At 31.3% G+C, this 17,265-nt stretch carries 19 protein-coding genes; all 19 read left to right on the top strand.

Annotation, left to right across the window (positions count from 1 at the left end):
* Positions 1 to 66: 66 nt before the first annotated feature.
* Positions 67 to 1,308, top strand: a complete 1,242-nt coding sequence (locus B3040_RS02085) for a methylaspartate ammonia-lyase (RefSeq protein WP_291569705.1) — start codon at positions 67 to 69, stop codon at positions 1,306 to 1,308.
* A 153-nt stretch (positions 1,309 to 1,461) separates the two neighbouring features.
* The gene (locus tag B3040_RS02080) at positions 1,462 to 2,304 is read left to right on the top strand and encodes a fumarate hydratase (protein WP_291569703.1); all 843 of its coding nucleotides are present in this window, start codon (positions 1,462 to 1,464) and stop codon (positions 2,302 to 2,304) included.
* Positions 2,305 to 2,342: 38 nt separating this feature from the next.
* Positions 2,343 to 2,900, top strand: a complete 558-nt coding sequence (locus B3040_RS02075) for a Fe-S-containing hydro-lyase (RefSeq protein ID WP_291569702.1) — start codon at positions 2,343 to 2,345, stop codon at positions 2,898 to 2,900.
* A 175-nt stretch (positions 2,901 to 3,075) separates the two neighbouring features.
* Positions 3,076 to 3,339, top strand: a complete 264-nt coding sequence (citD, locus tag B3040_RS02070) for a citrate lyase acyl carrier protein (protein WP_291569701.1) — start codon at positions 3,076 to 3,078, stop codon at positions 3,337 to 3,339.
* 11 nt (positions 3,340 to 3,350) lie between these two features.
* Entirely contained in the window at positions 3,351 to 4,223 is an 873-nt protein-coding gene (locus B3040_RS02065; RefSeq protein ID WP_291569699.1) for an HpcH/HpaI aldolase/citrate lyase family protein, read from the top strand.
* Positions 4,224 to 4,390: 167 nt separating this feature from the next.
* Positions 4,391 to 5,929, top strand: coding sequence for a citrate lyase subunit alpha (gene citF, locus B3040_RS02060; RefSeq protein ID WP_291569697.1), 1,539 nt, complete (start codon positions 4,391 to 4,393; stop codon positions 5,927 to 5,929).
* A 547-nt stretch (positions 5,930 to 6,476) separates the two neighbouring features.
* A complete protein-coding gene (gene citC / locus B3040_RS02055) occupies positions 6,477 to 7,520 on the top strand; it encodes a [citrate (pro-3S)-lyase] ligase (protein WP_291569695.1) in 1,044 nt (347 codons plus the stop codon).
* A 21-nt stretch (positions 7,521 to 7,541) separates the two neighbouring features.
* Positions 7,542 to 8,108, top strand: coding sequence for a citrate lyase holo-[acyl-carrier protein] synthase (gene citX, locus B3040_RS02050; protein WP_291569693.1), 567 nt, complete (start codon positions 7,542 to 7,544; stop codon positions 8,106 to 8,108).
* An 86-nt stretch (positions 8,109 to 8,194) separates the two neighbouring features.
* Positions 8,195 to 8,752 carry an RNA polymerase sigma factor gene (locus tag B3040_RS02045; RefSeq protein ID WP_291569691.1) on the top strand — a complete coding sequence of 186 codons (558 nt, stop codon included), beginning with the start codon at positions 8,195 to 8,197 and terminating at the stop codon, positions 8,750 to 8,752.
* Between the two features lie 17 nt (positions 8,753 to 8,769).
* On the top strand, positions 8,770 to 9,741 hold the full coding sequence (locus B3040_RS02040; RefSeq protein ID WP_291569689.1) for a DUF4652 domain-containing protein: 972 nt from the start codon (positions 8,770 to 8,772) through the stop codon (positions 9,739 to 9,741).
* Positions 9,742 to 10,271: 530 nt separating this feature from the next.
* Positions 10,272 to 10,403 carry a hypothetical protein gene (locus B3040_RS02035; protein WP_291569687.1) on the top strand — a complete coding sequence of 44 codons (132 nt, stop codon included), beginning with the start codon at positions 10,272 to 10,274 and terminating at the stop codon, positions 10,401 to 10,403.
* Positions 10,404 to 10,478: 75 nt separating this feature from the next.
* The gene (locus B3040_RS02030) at positions 10,479 to 11,369 is read left to right on the top strand and encodes a hypothetical protein (protein ID WP_291569684.1); all 891 of its coding nucleotides are present in this window, start codon (positions 10,479 to 10,481) and stop codon (positions 11,367 to 11,369) included.
* 66 nt (positions 11,370 to 11,435) lie between these two features.
* Entirely contained in the window at positions 11,436 to 11,789 is a 354-nt protein-coding gene (locus tag B3040_RS02025; RefSeq protein WP_291569682.1) for a hypothetical protein, read from the top strand.
* Between the two features lie 322 nt (positions 11,790 to 12,111).
* Positions 12,112 to 12,309, top strand: coding sequence for a hypothetical protein (locus B3040_RS02020; protein WP_291569680.1), 198 nt, complete (start codon positions 12,112 to 12,114; stop codon positions 12,307 to 12,309).
* A gap of 439 nt (positions 12,310 to 12,748) precedes the next feature.
* Complete coding sequence (locus B3040_RS02015; RefSeq protein ID WP_291569678.1) at positions 12,749 to 15,022, top strand: peptidase domain-containing ABC transporter; 2,274 nt, start codon at positions 12,749 to 12,751, stop codon at positions 15,020 to 15,022.
* The gene (locus tag B3040_RS02010; RefSeq protein ID WP_291569676.1) at positions 15,009 to 15,506 is read left to right on the top strand and encodes a hypothetical protein; all 498 of its coding nucleotides are present in this window, start codon (positions 15,009 to 15,011) and stop codon (positions 15,504 to 15,506) included. Before B3040_RS02015 ends, B3040_RS02010 begins: the two co-directional genes overlap by 14 nt.
* Positions 15,496 to 16,605: an HlyD family secretion protein gene (locus tag B3040_RS02005; protein ID WP_291569674.1), complete on the top strand. Its 1,110-nt coding sequence runs from the start codon at positions 15,496 to 15,498 to the stop codon at positions 16,603 to 16,605. The genes B3040_RS02010 and B3040_RS02005 overlap by 11 nt, the downstream gene beginning before the upstream one ends.
* 68 nt (positions 16,606 to 16,673) lie before the next feature.
* Complete coding sequence (locus tag B3040_RS02000; protein WP_291569672.1) at positions 16,674 to 16,997, top strand: hypothetical protein; 324 nt, start codon at positions 16,674 to 16,676, stop codon at positions 16,995 to 16,997.
* Between the two features lie 18 nt (positions 16,998 to 17,015).
* Positions 17,016 to 17,231 carry a hypothetical protein gene (locus B3040_RS01995; RefSeq protein WP_291569670.1) on the top strand — a complete coding sequence of 72 codons (216 nt, stop codon included), beginning with the start codon at positions 17,016 to 17,018 and terminating at the stop codon, positions 17,229 to 17,231.
* Positions 17,232 to 17,265 lie beyond the last annotated feature (34 nt).

Genomic DNA, 17,265 nt, shown 5'->3' with positions numbered 1-17,265 from the left:
TTAGACTTTGGTTTCCTATAATATTCATAATACAAAGGAATTTTAAGAAAGTAAGGTGTATTAATAATGAAAATAGTTGATGTGGTATGTTCAGCTGGAAGAACAGGATTTTACTTTGATGATCAAAGAGCTATAAAAAAAGGCGCTGGTCATGATGGATTTACATATGTAGGAGAGCCAGTTACAGAAGGCTTTAGCTCAGTAAGACAAGCTGGAGAATCTATATCTGTAATGTTAATACTTGAAGATGGTCAAGTAGCTCATGGAGATTGTGCAGCAGTTCAATACTCTGGAGCAGGCGGAAGAGATCCATTATTCCTTGCAAAAGATTTTATACCTGTTATAGAAAATGAAATAGCACCAAAACTTATAGGAAGAGAATTAGAAAGCTTTAAAGCTTTAGCTGAAGAGTTCGACAAAATGAATATTGGAGGACAAAGACTTCATACTGCAATAAGATATGGAATAACACAAGCTATTCTTGATGCTGTTGCTAAAGCTAAGAAAGTAACTATGGCTGAGGTTGTTAAAGAAGAATACAACACAGGAGTAGAAATTAAAAGAATTCCTATATTCACTCAATCAGGAGACGACAGATACATCAATGCTGATAAAATGATTATAAAGGGTGCTGACGTAATGCCACATGCACTAATCAACCATGTTGCTGATAAACTTGGTAACAATGGAGAAAAATTAAGAGATTACGTTAAATGGTTAAGCGATAGAGTACTACAATTAAGAACAAGAGAAGATTACAGTCCAGTATTCCATATAGATGTTTATGGAACAATTGGAGCTGCCTTCAACTATGATATAAAAGCAATGGCTGATTATATTGCAACTTTAGAAGAAGCAGCTAAACCTTTCAAATTAAGAATTGAAGGACCAATGGACGTTGAGCATAGAGAAAGACAAATGGAAGCACTAAGAGACTTAAGAGTAGAGTTTGAAAATAGAGGCATAAACGTAGAGCTTGTTGCAGATGAATGGTGTAACACATATGAGGACGTTGTACTATTTGCTGATAACAAAGCAGGACACATGCTTCAAATAAAAACTCCAGACTTAGGTGGAGTAAACAATATAATAGAAGCAATATTATATTGCAAAGAAAAAGGAATAGGCGCTTACTGTGGTGGAACATGTAACGAAACAAACAGATCAGCTGAAATCTGCACAAACATTGCTATGGCTTGTGGAGCAGATCAATGCTTAGCAAAACCAGGTATGGGTGTTGATGAAGGTTACATGATAGTTAATAACGAAATGAATAGAGTAGTTGCATTAGTTAACAGAAGAAAATAGTACACCTATGGTGAATTAAAAAGGCGGTTTATTTAAACTGCCTTTTTCTATATGTTAATATAAAGTTATATGGTCATATAAAACTATATGGTCATATAAAATATTTCTCTACACACAATAAGCCTATAATAAAACTTTTAAGGAGGAACCAAGATGAGAGAAATTAATGTTGAAAAAGTAACTGAAGTTGTTAGACAACTTTGCATAGATGCAAACTACTACTTAGGTGATGACATAAAAAACAGATTAATACAAGCTAGAGAAAAAGAAGATTGGGATATTGCAAAGGGGATACTAGATCAAATAATAGAAAATGCAAACATTGCAAGAAATGAAGATATGCCAATGTGCCAAGATACAGGAGTAACTTGTGTATTTTTAGAAATAGGTCAAGATGTTCATTTTGCAGGTGGAAATCTTGAAGAAGCTGTAAATGAAGGAATAAGAAGAGGATACAACGAAGGATTTTTAAGAAAATCAGTAGTTAAAGATCCATTAGATAGAGTAAATACAAAAGACAATACTCCAGGAATGATTTATTACAATATAGTTCCAGGAGACAAGGTGAAAATAACTGTAGCACCAAAAGGCTTTGGTTCTGAAAATATGAGCCAGTTAAAGATGCTTAAGCCATCAGATGGACTTAAAGGAGTTAAGGAGTTTGTGTTAAAGGCTGTTAAGGAAGCAGGTCCTAATCCATGCCCACCAATCATTGTTGGAGTAGGAATAGGGGGAACCTTTGACAAGGCAGCAACTCTTGCTAAAAAGTCCTTAATAAGACCAGTAGAAGAAAGAAACTCAAATCCTTACTATGCGAATCTTGAAGAAGAATTATTGAAAGAAATAAACAATTTAGGAATAGGACCACAAGGTTTTGGAGGAAGAACTACAGCACTTGCGGTTAATATTGAAACTTATCCAACTCATATTGCAGGACTTCCAGTAGCAGTAAATATAAATTGCCATGCTACAAGACATGCAGAAGCTGAACTTTAATATAATGGCTCAATATTAGATAAGGGGGACAACAACTTATGGAAAAGAGAATAACTACACCACTTACAGCAGAAAAAGTTAAAGACTTAAAAGCTGGAGACAGTGTACTTTTAACTGGTACAATTTATACTGCAAGAGATGCAGCTCATAAAAGATTAGTGGAATTATTAGAAAAAGGCGAAGACCTTCCAATAGATGTGAAAGACTCAATAATTTATTATGTTGGACCAACTCCAACAAAACCAGGAATGACCTTCGGTTCAGCAGGACCTACTACAAGCTATAGAATGGATGCCTACACTCCACAACTATTAGAAAAAGGCTTAAAGGGAATGGTTGGAAAAGGCTTAAGATCACAGCAAGTAATTGAATCAATGAAGGAAAATACTGCTGTTTACTTTGCAGCTATAGGTGGAGCAGCAGCCCTAATTGGTAAATGTGTTAAAGCTTCAGAAATGGTTGCTTATGAAGACTTAGGAGCAGAAGCAATTAGAAAACTTCAAGTTGAAGACTTACCATTAGTAGTAGTTATAGATAGTGAAGGAAACAACCTTTACGAAATGGGAAAAGAAGCTTACTTACAAAGTAGGAAATAATATGTTTTAATAGAGGAATATTTTACGACTAAATAGATGGCTATTTAGCAAATGAGTGATTGAATATGAAAGAAATATTTGAAGATCAAAAGAACCTTGAGCATTAAAGAACCTTTTGAAAATCAGAGGAACCTTTGAAAATCAAAGGAACAATAGAAATTACTGAGGTGATAATATGGAAATCAATAAGATTTCAAAGTCAGGAACTGTAGAATCTAATGATATATATATTGTTATGATGCCTAATCCTGAGGGCGGAATAGAGCTTGAGCTTGAAAGTATTGTTATGAAACAATTTGGCGAAGAAATAAAAAGAGTAATCCTTGAAACTCTAGAAAATCTAGGGGTAAAAGATGCTGTAATAAAGGCTCAAGATAAAGGTGCTCTTGACTACACAATTAAAGCAAGAGTAGAAACTGCTGTTAAAAGAGCACAGTAGGAGGGTTTAAAATGAAAAAATTAAGAAGAACCATGCTTTTCATGCCAGGAAACAATCCAGGAATGCTTCAAAATGCAGGAATTTTAGGAGCAGATTCTATAATTCTAGACCTTGAAGATGCGGTAAGCCTTACAGAAAAGGATAGTGCTAGAATATTAGTTAGAGAAGCCATAAAAAATGTAGATTATAGTGATGTAGAAGTGGTAGTTAGAGTTAATCCATTAACTACTGAATATGCTCGTGAAGATATAGATGTAATTGCAAGAGTAAAACCAGATGCTCTTATGATTCCAAAAGCTACTGAAGAAGAGCTTATAGAGATTAATTCAATGCTAGATAAGATTGAAGAAGAAGAAGGCTTTGAAAAAGAAAGTATAAAGCTTATTCCTCTAGTAGAAAGTGCTTATGGAGTAGAAAATGTTTATAACATAATTAAAGCTTCTAAGAGAATTGTAGGAATACTACTTGGTGGAGAGGACTTAACTTCCGATTTAGGAATAAAGAGAACTAAAGAAGGAGAGGAAATCTTCTACGCTAGAAATAAGGTAGCAGTTGCTTGTAAAGCGATGAAAGTAGATGCTATTGATACTCCATTTACAGATACCAATGATTTCGAAGGCTTAGAAAAGGATACAAGAAAAGCTAAGTCTCTTGGAATGACAGGAAAAGCTTCTATAAATCCAAGACAAATAGATACAATTCATTCTGTATATGCACCAACTAAAGAGGAAATAAGACATGCAGAAAGAGTTTTAGAAGCTATGGAAGAAGCTAAAAGAGAAGGTAAAGGCGTATTTTCTCTAGATGGAAAGATGGTAGATGCTCCAATTATTAATAGAGCTAAAACTACTATTGACCTTGCAAAAGTTTTAGGGTTAATTTAGCACAATTGAAGATAAACTTTAAAATATTGATATGAAGAAATTTTATGGCAGATATGTAATTTAGGTTATAGCTAGATTTAGTTGCTTTATAACTGTAAAATTTAATAACTAAATTTAAGAGCACATGTCTACTATAAATAGCAAAAATGCAAATTTGAGGTGAGATTATGAAAAACCTATTAGGAAGAGAACTTCCAGAATATATAGAAGGTTACGGAGAAGTTAACCCTTTTCAGGGTGCCTTTAGTAATATGGAAAGCAAGGCGAAACAAGCTGTCATGGTTAAACCAGTAACTCCAGGAGAACAGAAACTATACAATTCCCTTGAAGAAGTTTTAGATAAGGTAGAACTTAAAGATGGAATAACAATTTCTTTCCACCATCATTTAAGAAATGGAGATTATGTTCTAAATATGGTGGTAGACGCTATTGCGAAAAGAGGAATAAAAGATATAACTATTGCAGCTAGTTCTATATTCCCTATTCATTCACCACTAGTTCAGCACATAGAAAATGGGGTAGTTACAAAAATAGTTGCAAACTATATGTCAGGTCCTGTAGCAAAAGCTGTGTCTATGGGAAGATTGAAATACCCAGCAATAATGCACACTCATGGTGGAAGAGCTAGAGCCATAGAAAGTGGAGACCTACATATTGATGTAGCCTTTATTGCATCACCAACCTGTGATGAATATGGTAATGTTAGTGGTCTTTTTGGAAAATCAGCTTGTGGAGCTTTAGGCTATGCAGTACCAGATGCAGAGTATGCAGATACAGTGGTTGCAATAACTGATAATTTAGTTCCATATCCAAATTGTCCAATAGAAATAAATCAAACTTACGTTGATTACATAGTTAAGGTTGAATCTATTGGAGATCCAAAAGGAATAGTATCAGGAACAACTCAAATAACTAAAGACCCAATTGGTCTTAAAATAGCAAAAATGGCTACAGATGTAATGATGGCTTCTGGGCTTGTTAAAGAAGACATGTCCTTCCAAACAGGAGCAGGTGGAATATCTTTAGCTGTGGCAGCAGAGCTTAGAGAAATAATGAAAAAACAAGGCATAGTAGGAAGCTTTGCTTCAGGTGGAATCACTGGTTACTTAGTAGATATGTTCAGAGAAGGTTTATTTAGAAACCTATTTGATGTACAGTGCTTCGATTTAAAAGCAGTTGAATCCTATGCATCTTCTCATAAACATATGAGAATGTCAGCTTCCATGTATGGAAATCCACATAATAAGGGAGCTCTAGTTAATAACCTTGATATAGTAATTCTAGGAGCTACAGAAATAGATACAAACTTTAATGTAAACGTAACTACGGCTTCTGACGGAACTATAATGGGAGGTTCTGGTGGACATAGTGACACTGCTGCGGGAGCTAAGCTTAGCATCATAGTAACTAAGCTTACCAAAGCAAGACTTCCAATTATAAAAGATAAGGTTACTACAGTAACTACTCCAGGTGAGAGCATAGATGTAATTGTTACTGAAAGAGGAATAGCTGTAAATCCAAGAAGACAGGATTTAATTGAGAAGTTAAAAACTACAAACCTTCCAGTGATGACTATTGAGGAGCTTAAGGAAGTAGCAGAAAAAATCACAGGAACTCCAAAAGCTATAGACCTATCAGAAGAAGTTGTAGCAGTTGTAGAATATAGAGATGGAACAGTAATAGACGTAATTAAAAAACCATTATAAACTTCAATTAAATTCATAATGACAATGGTTTTAAAGTCTTTATGGGAAAGTTAAACTACCCTCCAAAGGCTCTAACAAATGAAGTTGCTAATAATGTAAATAATAAGAGGGAAGAATGAACCTTGATGGGAATTTTGAATAAAAATTTCTTTCATAGCTGATTTCTTCCCTCTTATGTTTTTTTGCATTGACTTTGAAAAGTTAGATTTATTTTATAACTCTAACAACTATTATAAAACTTTATGTAGATTTTGTTAGAGTAAATATAAAAAATATAATCAAGGAACAGTGGATATTTTCACAAGGTTGAAGTTACCGCTACTCTGCAGTAAAAAGGCAATTTTAATTTTATAAGTAATCAATATATAACTATGATTAATGGTTAAGATTACCTTCCTGTGTTATAATATTACTAATCATTACCTATATTATGTAGTAGTGAACTTTTAATTAGAGAATTTAAAAACAAATAAAAGTTCTAAGGGTGCCAATCTACTTAATGGAGTTATTGAGAGGGTACCCATACAAAAGTTAGGAGAGTTAGTGTATGTACAACTTAAATGTAGAAAAAGTTAACTTAAGGAATGAAAGAAGTGTGGAAGAAGTTAGAAGCTTTTTAAAAGGCTTTAATTTAGACTTAGATAGTGATGTAGATTATACTGTGGTAATAACACAGGGTGAGGAAATTAAAGCTACCTGTTCTAAGGCGAAATCAGTTTTTAAATGTTTTGCAATCAGTGAAGAGTTAAGAGGAGAAGGAGTTACGGCTACTCTAATTAATGCACTGAATGATAAATTATTTGCAGAAGGAATGTATCATAATTTTATATTTACAAAGCCTGAAAATCTTGAAATCTTTCAAGGGGTTGGATATAAGGAAGTAGCTAGTGTTAATAAAGTAGTACTCCTTGAAAATGGTGTGTATAACATAGAAAGTTATTTAAATAAACTGGGGAAAAAGTATGATATTCTTCATGGAAAACAAAGGGCTGCTATGGTGGTAAATTGTAACCCATTGACCTTAGGGCATCTTTATTTAATTGAAGAGGCAGCAAAAAAATGTGAAGAACTTTTAGTCTTTGTAGTGGAAGAAAATAAATCTCTATTTCCTTTTGAAGTAAGATTTAAACTAGTTAAAGAGGGCACAAGTCACCTCCACAATGTAAAGGTTATTGAGGGAGGAGAATATATAATTTCCTCAGCTACCTTTCCATCCTACTTTTTAAGAAGGAAAGATGACATTTTAGAAGGGTATACTTCTTTAGATGCTACTATTTTTGGCAAATACTTTGGTAAGAAATTCAGTATAAACAAAAGATTTGTTGGAAATGAACCCTATTGTGAAGTTACTAGTGCTTACAATAAGGCCTTGAAGCAAGTGCTTCCTAGGTATGGCATAGAAGTTATAGAAGTTTACAGGAAAGAAGAAAAAGGTCTTCCAATAAGTGCTTCAAGGGTAAGACAGCTGATTAAAGAAGATAGTTTAGAAGAGATAAGAAAAATAGTTCCAAAGGTTACTTATGATTTTTTACTAAGTGAGGAAGGAAAAGTTGTTATGGAGAAGATTAAAGCTGTAGATTCTCCACATTAACAAGTTAGAGGAAAAGTGAATATGCTAGGTGATAATAATGAATTTAAAAATTACTATGCAGACTACAAAGATGAGGAAATATTTAATAAGTTACTAGAAGCAAGGGAAGAAAGAGCAGAGTTAATCACTAATTTAAGCCATAAGTACAAAAGAACTATTATATGTATAAGGGCAAACTACCCAGGATTATATAAAATAAACCAAGATGCTGTGGAAATTGTAAATGCAATGGAAGCTGAAGCAGAGAAAATATTTAAAGGATTTATAATAAATAGCCTGTACAATATTACCTACGAGGGACCAGTTGTCATATTAGCTATTGATAAAGCTTCAAAGGAAGTAAAAAGAGAAACAGTTAAAATAGAAGAAAACCATTCCTTAGGAAGGTTAGTAGATATAGACGTATATGATGAGAAGGGAATTGGAATAAGCAGAGAACAAGTTGAAGTACCAAGAAGAAAATGTTTCTTATGTGAAAATGAAGCACATAATTGTGTGAGAAGTAAAGCACATACAGAGGTAGAAGTAAAGGAATATATAAATAAGCTTGTAAAAGAATTTAGAAATATGAAATTTCATAAATTATAGAAAACTGAAAATATGAAAGTTTTTATAGTATTATGAACTTTTATGAAACTTATTTCGTATTAACTATATAAAGAGGGGTACAGACAATGGCGGGTATAAAAAGTGAGATATTACTTGAAGATATTAAGCTTGTAAATGGTGTATTACAAGGAAATATAGAAAGTTTCAATAAAATAGTTAATAAATATGAATTAATGGTTTTAAAATTCATATACAATATGATAAAACAAAGAGAAGCTGCAGAAGATATAACTCAAGAGGTTTTTATAACAATTTATAATAAATTAGAAATGTATGACAAAAGACATAGTTTTTCCAATTGGATATTGCAAATTTCTAAAAATAAAACCATTGATTATATAAGAAAGTATAAAAAGGTTTATGAAGGGAACATAGATGAAGCCTATGATATTTCTTCACAGGATATGTCCCCAGAGGAAATAGCAGAATACAAGGAAGTTAAGAATAACATTAAAGAATATATAAAGACTTTAGAAGATACTGATAAACAAATACTAATATTAAGGTACTCCGAAAACTTAACTTTTACGGACATAGCAGAAATTTTAGGACTTACAGAGTCTACTGCCAAAAGAAGATATTATAAAATAAGAGAAAATTATAAAGACTTTGCTAAAAAGTAAAGAGGTGAGTAAAAGTGATGAAGTGCAATGAATGTAAAAGCAAAATTATTGAATATATAGATGGGACCTTATCAGAAGATTTGGATTACGAAATAAAGCAGCACCTTTTAGAGTGTGAAAACTGTAAGACCTATTATGAGGAAGAAATTCTAATAGATAAAGCTTTTAATGAGGAATTTAACTTAGAAAATATGAGCTTTAATAGTTCTAAAAATAAAATTATGACTTCAATTGACAAAGACAAGTATATCAAAGGAGGAATTAAAATTATGAAGAGAAAAAATAACTATGGAAAAGGGATTGCAATTGCAGCAGCATTTTTCTTACTAGGATTTTTAACACCTATGGCTACAAAATATTTTGGAACCAGTGGGGATAAAAATGCATCCTTAATGGAGGCAAAACAGTCAGCAGATAGCACAAAGGAAAATGTTAATAAAAGTGAAGAGGTTCAAAATAAAACCAGTGATAATGTAGCAGGAGTTGCTGACGGTGCAAAAAGTGCAACTAAAGAAAGTGTAGACAATTATGATATGACAAAGGTATCAATAGATACAAAACTAGGGTCTAATTCTGGATGGAAGACAGCTAAAAACTTAGAAGCAACTTTAGAAGGTAAAGGGACTAATAATCAAGAAGAGGGTATAGGAACAATTTACATTAAAGATAAACAAAATAATACAATGTACAAATATACTATTAAAGATAATGAAAAACAAAGTTCTCCATTATCAATAAACTGGTATGATGATGAAAGTTTAATAGTTGTTAATGGATTAGGTTATGGAACTTTAATAAACGGAGTAGAAGCTCAATTAATTAATGTAAAAACTGGAGATGAATTCGCACTTTATAAAGTTCAAGAAAATAATGAAAGAATTAAATCAGTAGTAAGAGAAGGAAGTCAGCTAAAAATAACAAAGGCTATATATGATGAAGATATGAATAACTATAAAGAACAAGTAGATACAAAAAATATTACAGAGTAGTTAACGCTTAATTTCATATTAAACTCATGGATACTAGAGAGTTTAAAGATTAAGCTTAGTGAAATATCTACTAAAACCTAAAGGATTAATGTAGTAATAAAGTTCTCAGGTTAATTCCCTATAAAGTAAAAGTCCCCTGAAGGTAAATAAAATAACTTTCAGGGGATTTAATTTTAAAAAAGTTCATAAGTAAGAAAGTGATGAAGTATCTGAAGCTGTAAGGTTGTTATCTTTAGCAAACGTTCAAATTGAAAGTTTAGAAATTCAATAGAACGGCAAATAAAACCAGAAACGTTAACAAAGTTAACAATGGTTACTTTTTGTACAAATAAATAAAAACGCAGCAAAATTAGCATATGGAAGATATAAATCAACAGTGTAATGGAATTAATAGGAAACTGTGCAATAAAAGGATAAATAATAATGTTGCAAAAGCTGTTTTTCTTACGTATAATAATTATATAAATAAGTAAACGCATGAATTTTACAAATATTCAAAACATACTTATGGGTTAGGCGGTTGAGTTATAATGGGGCATATAACATATAAATGTTTAATTACATTGGCTGCAATTTTTATTATTGCAATAATTGCTTTTTTTACATCACAGGGGAAGTGTAAAAAAGGAACAAAAGAGAAAGATGAAGTTTTAAAAGAATAATTTGATTAAAGCTGTTGCTAGTATTAAGTAGTAACAGCTTTAATTGTAACTGCTTTTGGAGGGGGATTGGCAATTATGAAGAGGTTAGTAAAAGTATTAATGGGAATAAATTTCATTAGCTATTTGAATAACTTCGCATTTTCCTATGCATATTCTAATAAAATTATAGATAATACAATGATAGCTCTAGGAGTATGGGCATTGACACCCTACTTACTTGCTACAATTTCAAGTTTTATTTTAGCTACTGATTACAAAAAAGAGTACAGGATATTTCAACAAGAAGCTATAGCTGATTGGATTGTGAGAATCATAAGCTATTTTGCAGTATTTCAGCAATTTAAATTTGAATTTATGTCTAGAGAATATGTAATTCAACAAATTATAGTAGCTCTTTTATTTATTGTAAATTTAATACTAGAATTTAAAATGTATAACAAAGTAGTTGCTTATACATATGCTAAAAAAGAAAATGAAGATGAAGAAAAAATTTCAGAGGATGAAAAACAAAATATAAAGAACATGGGAAAGGCAACAACAATGGGGGTAACATCTATGATTGTGGTGTCGGCTATATCGATGTCAGTGCCACTAATCACCCATGGAGGTGCAAGTCAGGGGGCAAAGCTAATTGCATTAGTAGTAGCCATTTGTGGCTTTATATGGTTTTTAAAAGCTAGTTATGTAAAGTGTCAGCTATTTTATTTAGACAAAGATTTAGCAAAAATAATTAGTATAAGAGATGGTGCTTATGCAACTATTGGATTTATATTTTGTCTTTTATCAGCCCTTGAAGTTTTTGGATCAGAATACTTTATTTATAATTTATCATCACTGATGGGGATTTTAAGTTTATATCCAACTATACAAACCAGCAGAAAAATGGGAATTAGGTATAAGAGTATTGTAAAAATCCTAGGAGATAACTTTTATTTATATTTCAACTGTAAAGATGATATTGGATAATAAGTAATAAGGTTAAAAGAAATAAGTATAAATAAGTGTAAATTTAAATTTTAGGGAGGTCAGGGGATGAGCTTTATTATAGTAATGCTAGTTTTGTTAAATTTATGGGCACTAATCACTAAAGCATCTGTAACACTTGTGTTAGTGGTAGTTGGTCTATCAATTGGTCTTTTTAGGGGTACTAGATCAGAAAAGTTTAGGGATGTATTTAACTTACACAAATTCTCTTATAAGCTGAAAAGTAAGGAAAACAAAGTGGAATTTCTAGGAGCTTTTTTAACAAGCTTTTTAACATCTCAGGGAGATTTTTTTCTTGGTAAGTTTTATGTATTAAATTTTATTTTGTTCATAGCTTTTGGTTTATTTATGTATAGATTTCTCTTCTTTAATCTCTCAAGTTATTTTAAGAAGATGAATTAAGAGTAAGTGGATTATTGGGGAGGGAATTGCAAAGTTGATGAAGAGTATAAAGGTAAAAAGCTTTGTAAGTACCTTAGCAATTACTATAACATTATCAGTTTTTTAAAAGTTACGTCAAAGGTAGTTATCTTTTAATTTTAAATGATTCTAGCATTAATAATTAGCTGTTTAATTAACTCTACTAGCAGACATAAATAATAACGTTTTTTCAGCGTATTAATTCTATGAGATAGAAAATCCAAGAGGTTGACTATAACTTCAAAAGTAATAGTGAAATTAAAAAATCATCTTAATTAAAAAGTAGTAAAAGGAGAGACATATTATGAAAAGAGTTTTATCTTGTTTAGTATTTATATTTATAGGAATAGCATGTTTTTATTTTGCATTTCAACATGATGTAAGTGCCACTCTAGGAACAACATTAACAATAGTGGGTGCTATATCTGTAGGAACTGGAATTTATAAAAGCTGGCGTTGTGGAATTTTTAAAGATGTAGTAGATATTTTATTTCACTTGTAAATCCTAGTATGTTTCATGAGAGATTTAGATAGAAGTATTTGTTAATTCAATATTAGAAAAGCCATGGATAATAGAGGAGTTAGTTTCCTATTATTCATGGCTTTCGTATTAGTTCGAAATTTACGCATTATGCAACAATTTCTTTTGAGTGTTAAGAATTTAATTAATTGGTATGATTTTAAATAATGGGTATAACATATAATTACAAAATTACAGTGTTTCATAGAAATACGATAGATACAAATAATAAAAATAATTGTTGCGATATTATGGGTACTGTTATATAATAAATTTTACAAGTTATAAAAATATAAAGTTAGGATTCAAAATAACTTAAATAATGTTTCTATAATTACTTGAAGTATTAAAATACAGGATATGAAGATTAGAAAAATTATTATTTAAATTTATAAAATATGGTATTAAAGGGGATTAAACAGTGGGGTATAAGAAATATTTAGTAAGGCAGCATGATATGACAGACTGTGCAGCTGCGTGCCTTGCAACAGTTTGTATGTATTATAAAAAAGAAATAACGATAACAAAGCTAAGGGATATACTTGGCACTGATATAAAAGGGACAACCTTAAAGGGCTTAGAGCAAGGAGCTAAAAAATTTGGTTTTGACACTAAGGCTGTGAGAGTGGACAAAGAAGGTTTTGTAAGTAAATATACACTTCCAGCAATTGCACATGTTATTACTAGTGAAGGTCTAAGCCACTTTGTAGTTATTCATAAAATAAAAAAAGACAAGGTAACAATTTTAGATCCTGCAAAAGGTGTAGAAAAGAAAACTGTTGAGGAATTTTTCAAGGATTTTGATGGAGTAATTCTTTTAATGGCACCTAACAATGAATTTTCACCAGGGAAAAATAAAAGTGGTAGTATGCTGTCCAAATTTATAAGTTTGCTATTACCACAAAAAGCATTGTTTATTTATAGTATTATTGGATCAATTATTCTAACAGTGCTAGGAATAGCATCTTCATTTTTTAATAAGTTTTTGATGGATGAAATATTGCCCTATGGACTAAAAAATCAGCTTAAGGTTTTTGTCATAGCTTTCTTAGTCCTTGGAATTACACAAATAATTTTATCTGCAATAAGGCAGCATATGCTTTTATATCTGTCACAAAAAATTGATATCCCTTTACTGTTAGGATATTTTAAACATGTATATAAACTTCCTATGAATTTTTTCACTACAAGAAAAGTTGGGGATATTTTAACAAGATTTAGTGATGCTTTTACCATTAAAAATGTACTTACTTCAATATCACTATCCTTAATAATGGATGTGATCTTAGCTACAGTTTCAGCAGTGATATTATACATAATGAACAGTACATTATTTATTGTTATTGCAATACTAACAGTTGTCAGTGCAGCTCTTATTTATATATTTAAAGAGCCTTATAAGAAAATTAATTTAAAGCAAATGGAAGCAGGAGCAAGGTTAAATAGTCATATTATTGAGAGCTTAAAGGGAGTTGAAACTCTAAAGATTTTGGCTGCGGAAGATAAAAGTATTGAAAAGCTTGAGAATGAATATATAAAAAATTTAAAGATTGCCTTCAAAGAAGGAGTACTATCTAATATTCAAGGCTCCATTTCCTCTGGAGTTTCAACTATAGGAAACTTAATTCTTATGTATATAGGAGCAACTTTAGTTATAGATGGAAAAATCACTTTAGGAAGCCTTATGGCCTTTACTTCCCTTTCAGGATACTTCATGGAGCCCATAGGAAGACTTATTGGACTTCAGCTTAGCATACAAGAAGCCAGTATATCATTAAAGAGAATATCTGAGATTTATGAGGTTGATAAGGAACAAGTTGAAGAGGATAAGGTAAGTATTGAAGCTATTGATGGAGATATAGAACTAGAAAATGTAACCTTTAGATATGGAAGCAGAGCACCAGTACTTAAAGGTGTTAGCATAAAAATACCAAAGGGTAAAAAGGTTGCCCTTGTTGGCGAATCGGGAAGTGGAAAAACAACTATATCAAAACTTCTTTTAAAGTATTATACACCAGAGGAAGGGAAAATTAGATTATCAGGTTATGACATAGAGGAATTGGATATTTATTCCTTAAGAAAAGCTTTAGCATATGTGCCACAAAATATAGAACTATTTTCAGGGTCTATAAGAGAAAATATAGTTTTAGGTAAGGAAAGAGCAACTTATGAAGAGATTAAAACTGCTTGTGAAAATGCAAGTTGTACTTCCTTTATAGAAAAACTTCCAGCTAAATATGATACCTTCTTAGATGAAGCTGGTGGAGGGCTATCAGGAGGAGAGAAACAAAGATTAGCACTAGCAAGAGCGTTAATTAAAAAATCAAAATTCTTAATCCTTGATGAAGCAACAAGCAACTTAGACTTTATAAGTGAAGCAAAAATTTATGACACCTTATTCGTTAAAGGGAAAAACCTAACCATGCTTATAATTGCTCATAGACTATCTACCATTAGAAATTGCGATGTTATATACGTAATGGATAATGGAAAGGTTGTTGAAGAAGGAAATCATGAAAGTCTTTTAAAGAAAAAGGGTTACTATTATAAGCTTTATGTAAGTCAAGTTGGGGAGCTAGAAACAAAGGGCATTGAAGAAAAGGTCAGAAGTGAACAAGTGATTAATAAAGAAATAGATTCTAAAGCACCATTAAATGAGCAGGTGGAGGAAGGGGAAGAATATGAATACAATTGAGAAAATAATATTAAGAGAAAACAAAGTATTAAAGCTAAATAATGTACTTGTTAGAGAGGTCTCTGAAAGTGAGTTTACTGATATAAATAAAGTTGGTCATATGATGGAAAGTTATATAAAATCAAAAGGAAATGCTATTTTAGGACCAATGATAAATTACTCTCGTGCAGAAATCACCGAAAGTGGACAAGCTAAAATTATACTTAAGTTTATGGTGCAGCTAAAAAATCCAGTCTACAATGTAGAAACACCTTACAGTATAGAAAAGCAAATAAGAGTTACAAATTGCCTTTTTGCTAGGTACTCAGAAAAAGAGGAAAACCTTCAATTCGCTTATTCAAAGCTTCAACTGCATGCTTTTGAAAAAGATATAAAGCTTAAGGGAGATAGCTATACAGTTTTTGTAGAAAACAAGGATGGAAAAGTGGTGGCTGATGTATTTATGGAGGTAGAGAAGGAGGCATTAGCTTCAGATGGTCTATAATTTAAATGAAATCACAGATAGCAAACTTCTTTATGATAAAAAACCACCAAGGTTTATGATGTATATAACTTTAGTTGTATTAGCTTTAATTATAGGGTTTCTTTTCTGGAGCACAAAATCAGTAAAGACCTTTATTGTTAAAGGGCAAGGCATTGTAACCTCTGAGAATAAACATAACCTAATGGCTAAGGTCTCAGGAGAAATAAAAGAAATTCATATTGAAGAAGGCAAAGAAGTAAAAGAAGGAGATGTGCTTTTGGTATTTAATTCACCAGAGCCAAAGTATCAACTTCAGCAAGTAGAAGGTCAGTTAGAGATTTTAAATAAAAGAATAGAACTTTTAAAAAGAGCTGAAAGTGAAGCAACAAAAGGAACTAATACCTTTAAAAAAGATAAGCCAGAGGAAATTGAATTTTACAATAAGATTGTAAGCAGTTATGTGAAATTAAAGGAATTTAATGTAGATGAAGAAGCACTTAAAAAGCAACAATATACAGAAGAACAAATAAAACAATACAAAGAGCAATCAAAGGTTAAGAAGGATCAAGTATATTATGAAACAATCTTATCCTTCACAAATGAAAGAAATCAGTTAGAAATGGAAAAGAGCAAAATTGAAAATCAAAAAGACTCAATTGATAAATCAACAGATGAGTATAAGCTCTATGCTCCATCTAGTGGAAAATTTCATTTAAATATGCCCTTAAACAAGGGGATGGTTATACAAGGTGGAAGTCTTCTAGGGACAATTTCATCCCAAAATGAAAATATAATAATAGAAACCCTTATTCCTAGTACTGATAGACCAAGAATACATGTAGAAGATGAAGTAGCTCTTGGGGTTGGTGGCTTAAATCAAGCAGAATATGGAACTTTGAAAGGCAAAGTTACAGAGATAGATGAGGATGCCACTATAGATAATGAAAAAGGCAATGTATTTTTTAAAGTTAAGGTAAAACCTGAAAAAGATTATCTAGAAGATAAAAAAGGTGAAAAAGTAAAACTAACCTTAGGAATGGTAACAGAAACTAGAGTGAAATATGAAAAAATAACTTATATGAAATACTTTATGGAACAAATAGGAATTAAGTTTAATTAGCAATTAGAGGCAGCTGCAGATGCCTTTAATATATAAAAATGTTAAAATATAAAAGGGGGAAATACAAAATGAGTACATTTGTATTAGAAAGAAAATATGCATTACAATTACCAAACAGTTTCGTAGACATTGATAGCGACGAAATGGAATATCTTGATGGAGGGATGTCTTGGCAGAACAAGCTTTTAGTAATAGGTGCATGTGTAGCAGTAGGTGCTGCTTTAACTGTAGCTTTGGTATATGGGCAGCTTGGACTTGCGGCTAAAATTATGGGATTTACATTCAAGACACTTATTAGAAAATTAGGTGCAGTAGGAGTAGCAGCAGTAGTAGGACAGTCAGTAGGTGTGTCCACAACCATTGTTATAGCAGCATTCAATTACTTAAAATAAAGAGGAGATAAATATAAAATGAATGAAAAATATGTGGCTGAAGAAAAAGAAAATAAAAAGTTAAAATCGCTAATTTTATTGATAATGGCTTTAATCACTATTGTAGTCACAATATTTGTTATTATAATAGGTGTAAATTCAGGTAAACCAGAAAGTCTACCATTTGTTTTAGCACCAATGATTTTTTCAATATTAGCTGCAACTATACTAATTTTAAAGCGAAATAAAAATTAGTTTATTTTAAATTATTTAAAGAATTTACTGAAAC

The organism is Clostridium sp. UBA4548 (assembly GCF_002387895.1).
In the GTDB taxonomy this organism is placed as follows: Bacteria; Bacillota; Clostridia; order Clostridiales; family Clostridiaceae; genus Clostridium_J.
Note: the sequence above shows the minus strand (reverse complement) of the source record. Positions and strands in the feature narration are given on the sequence as shown.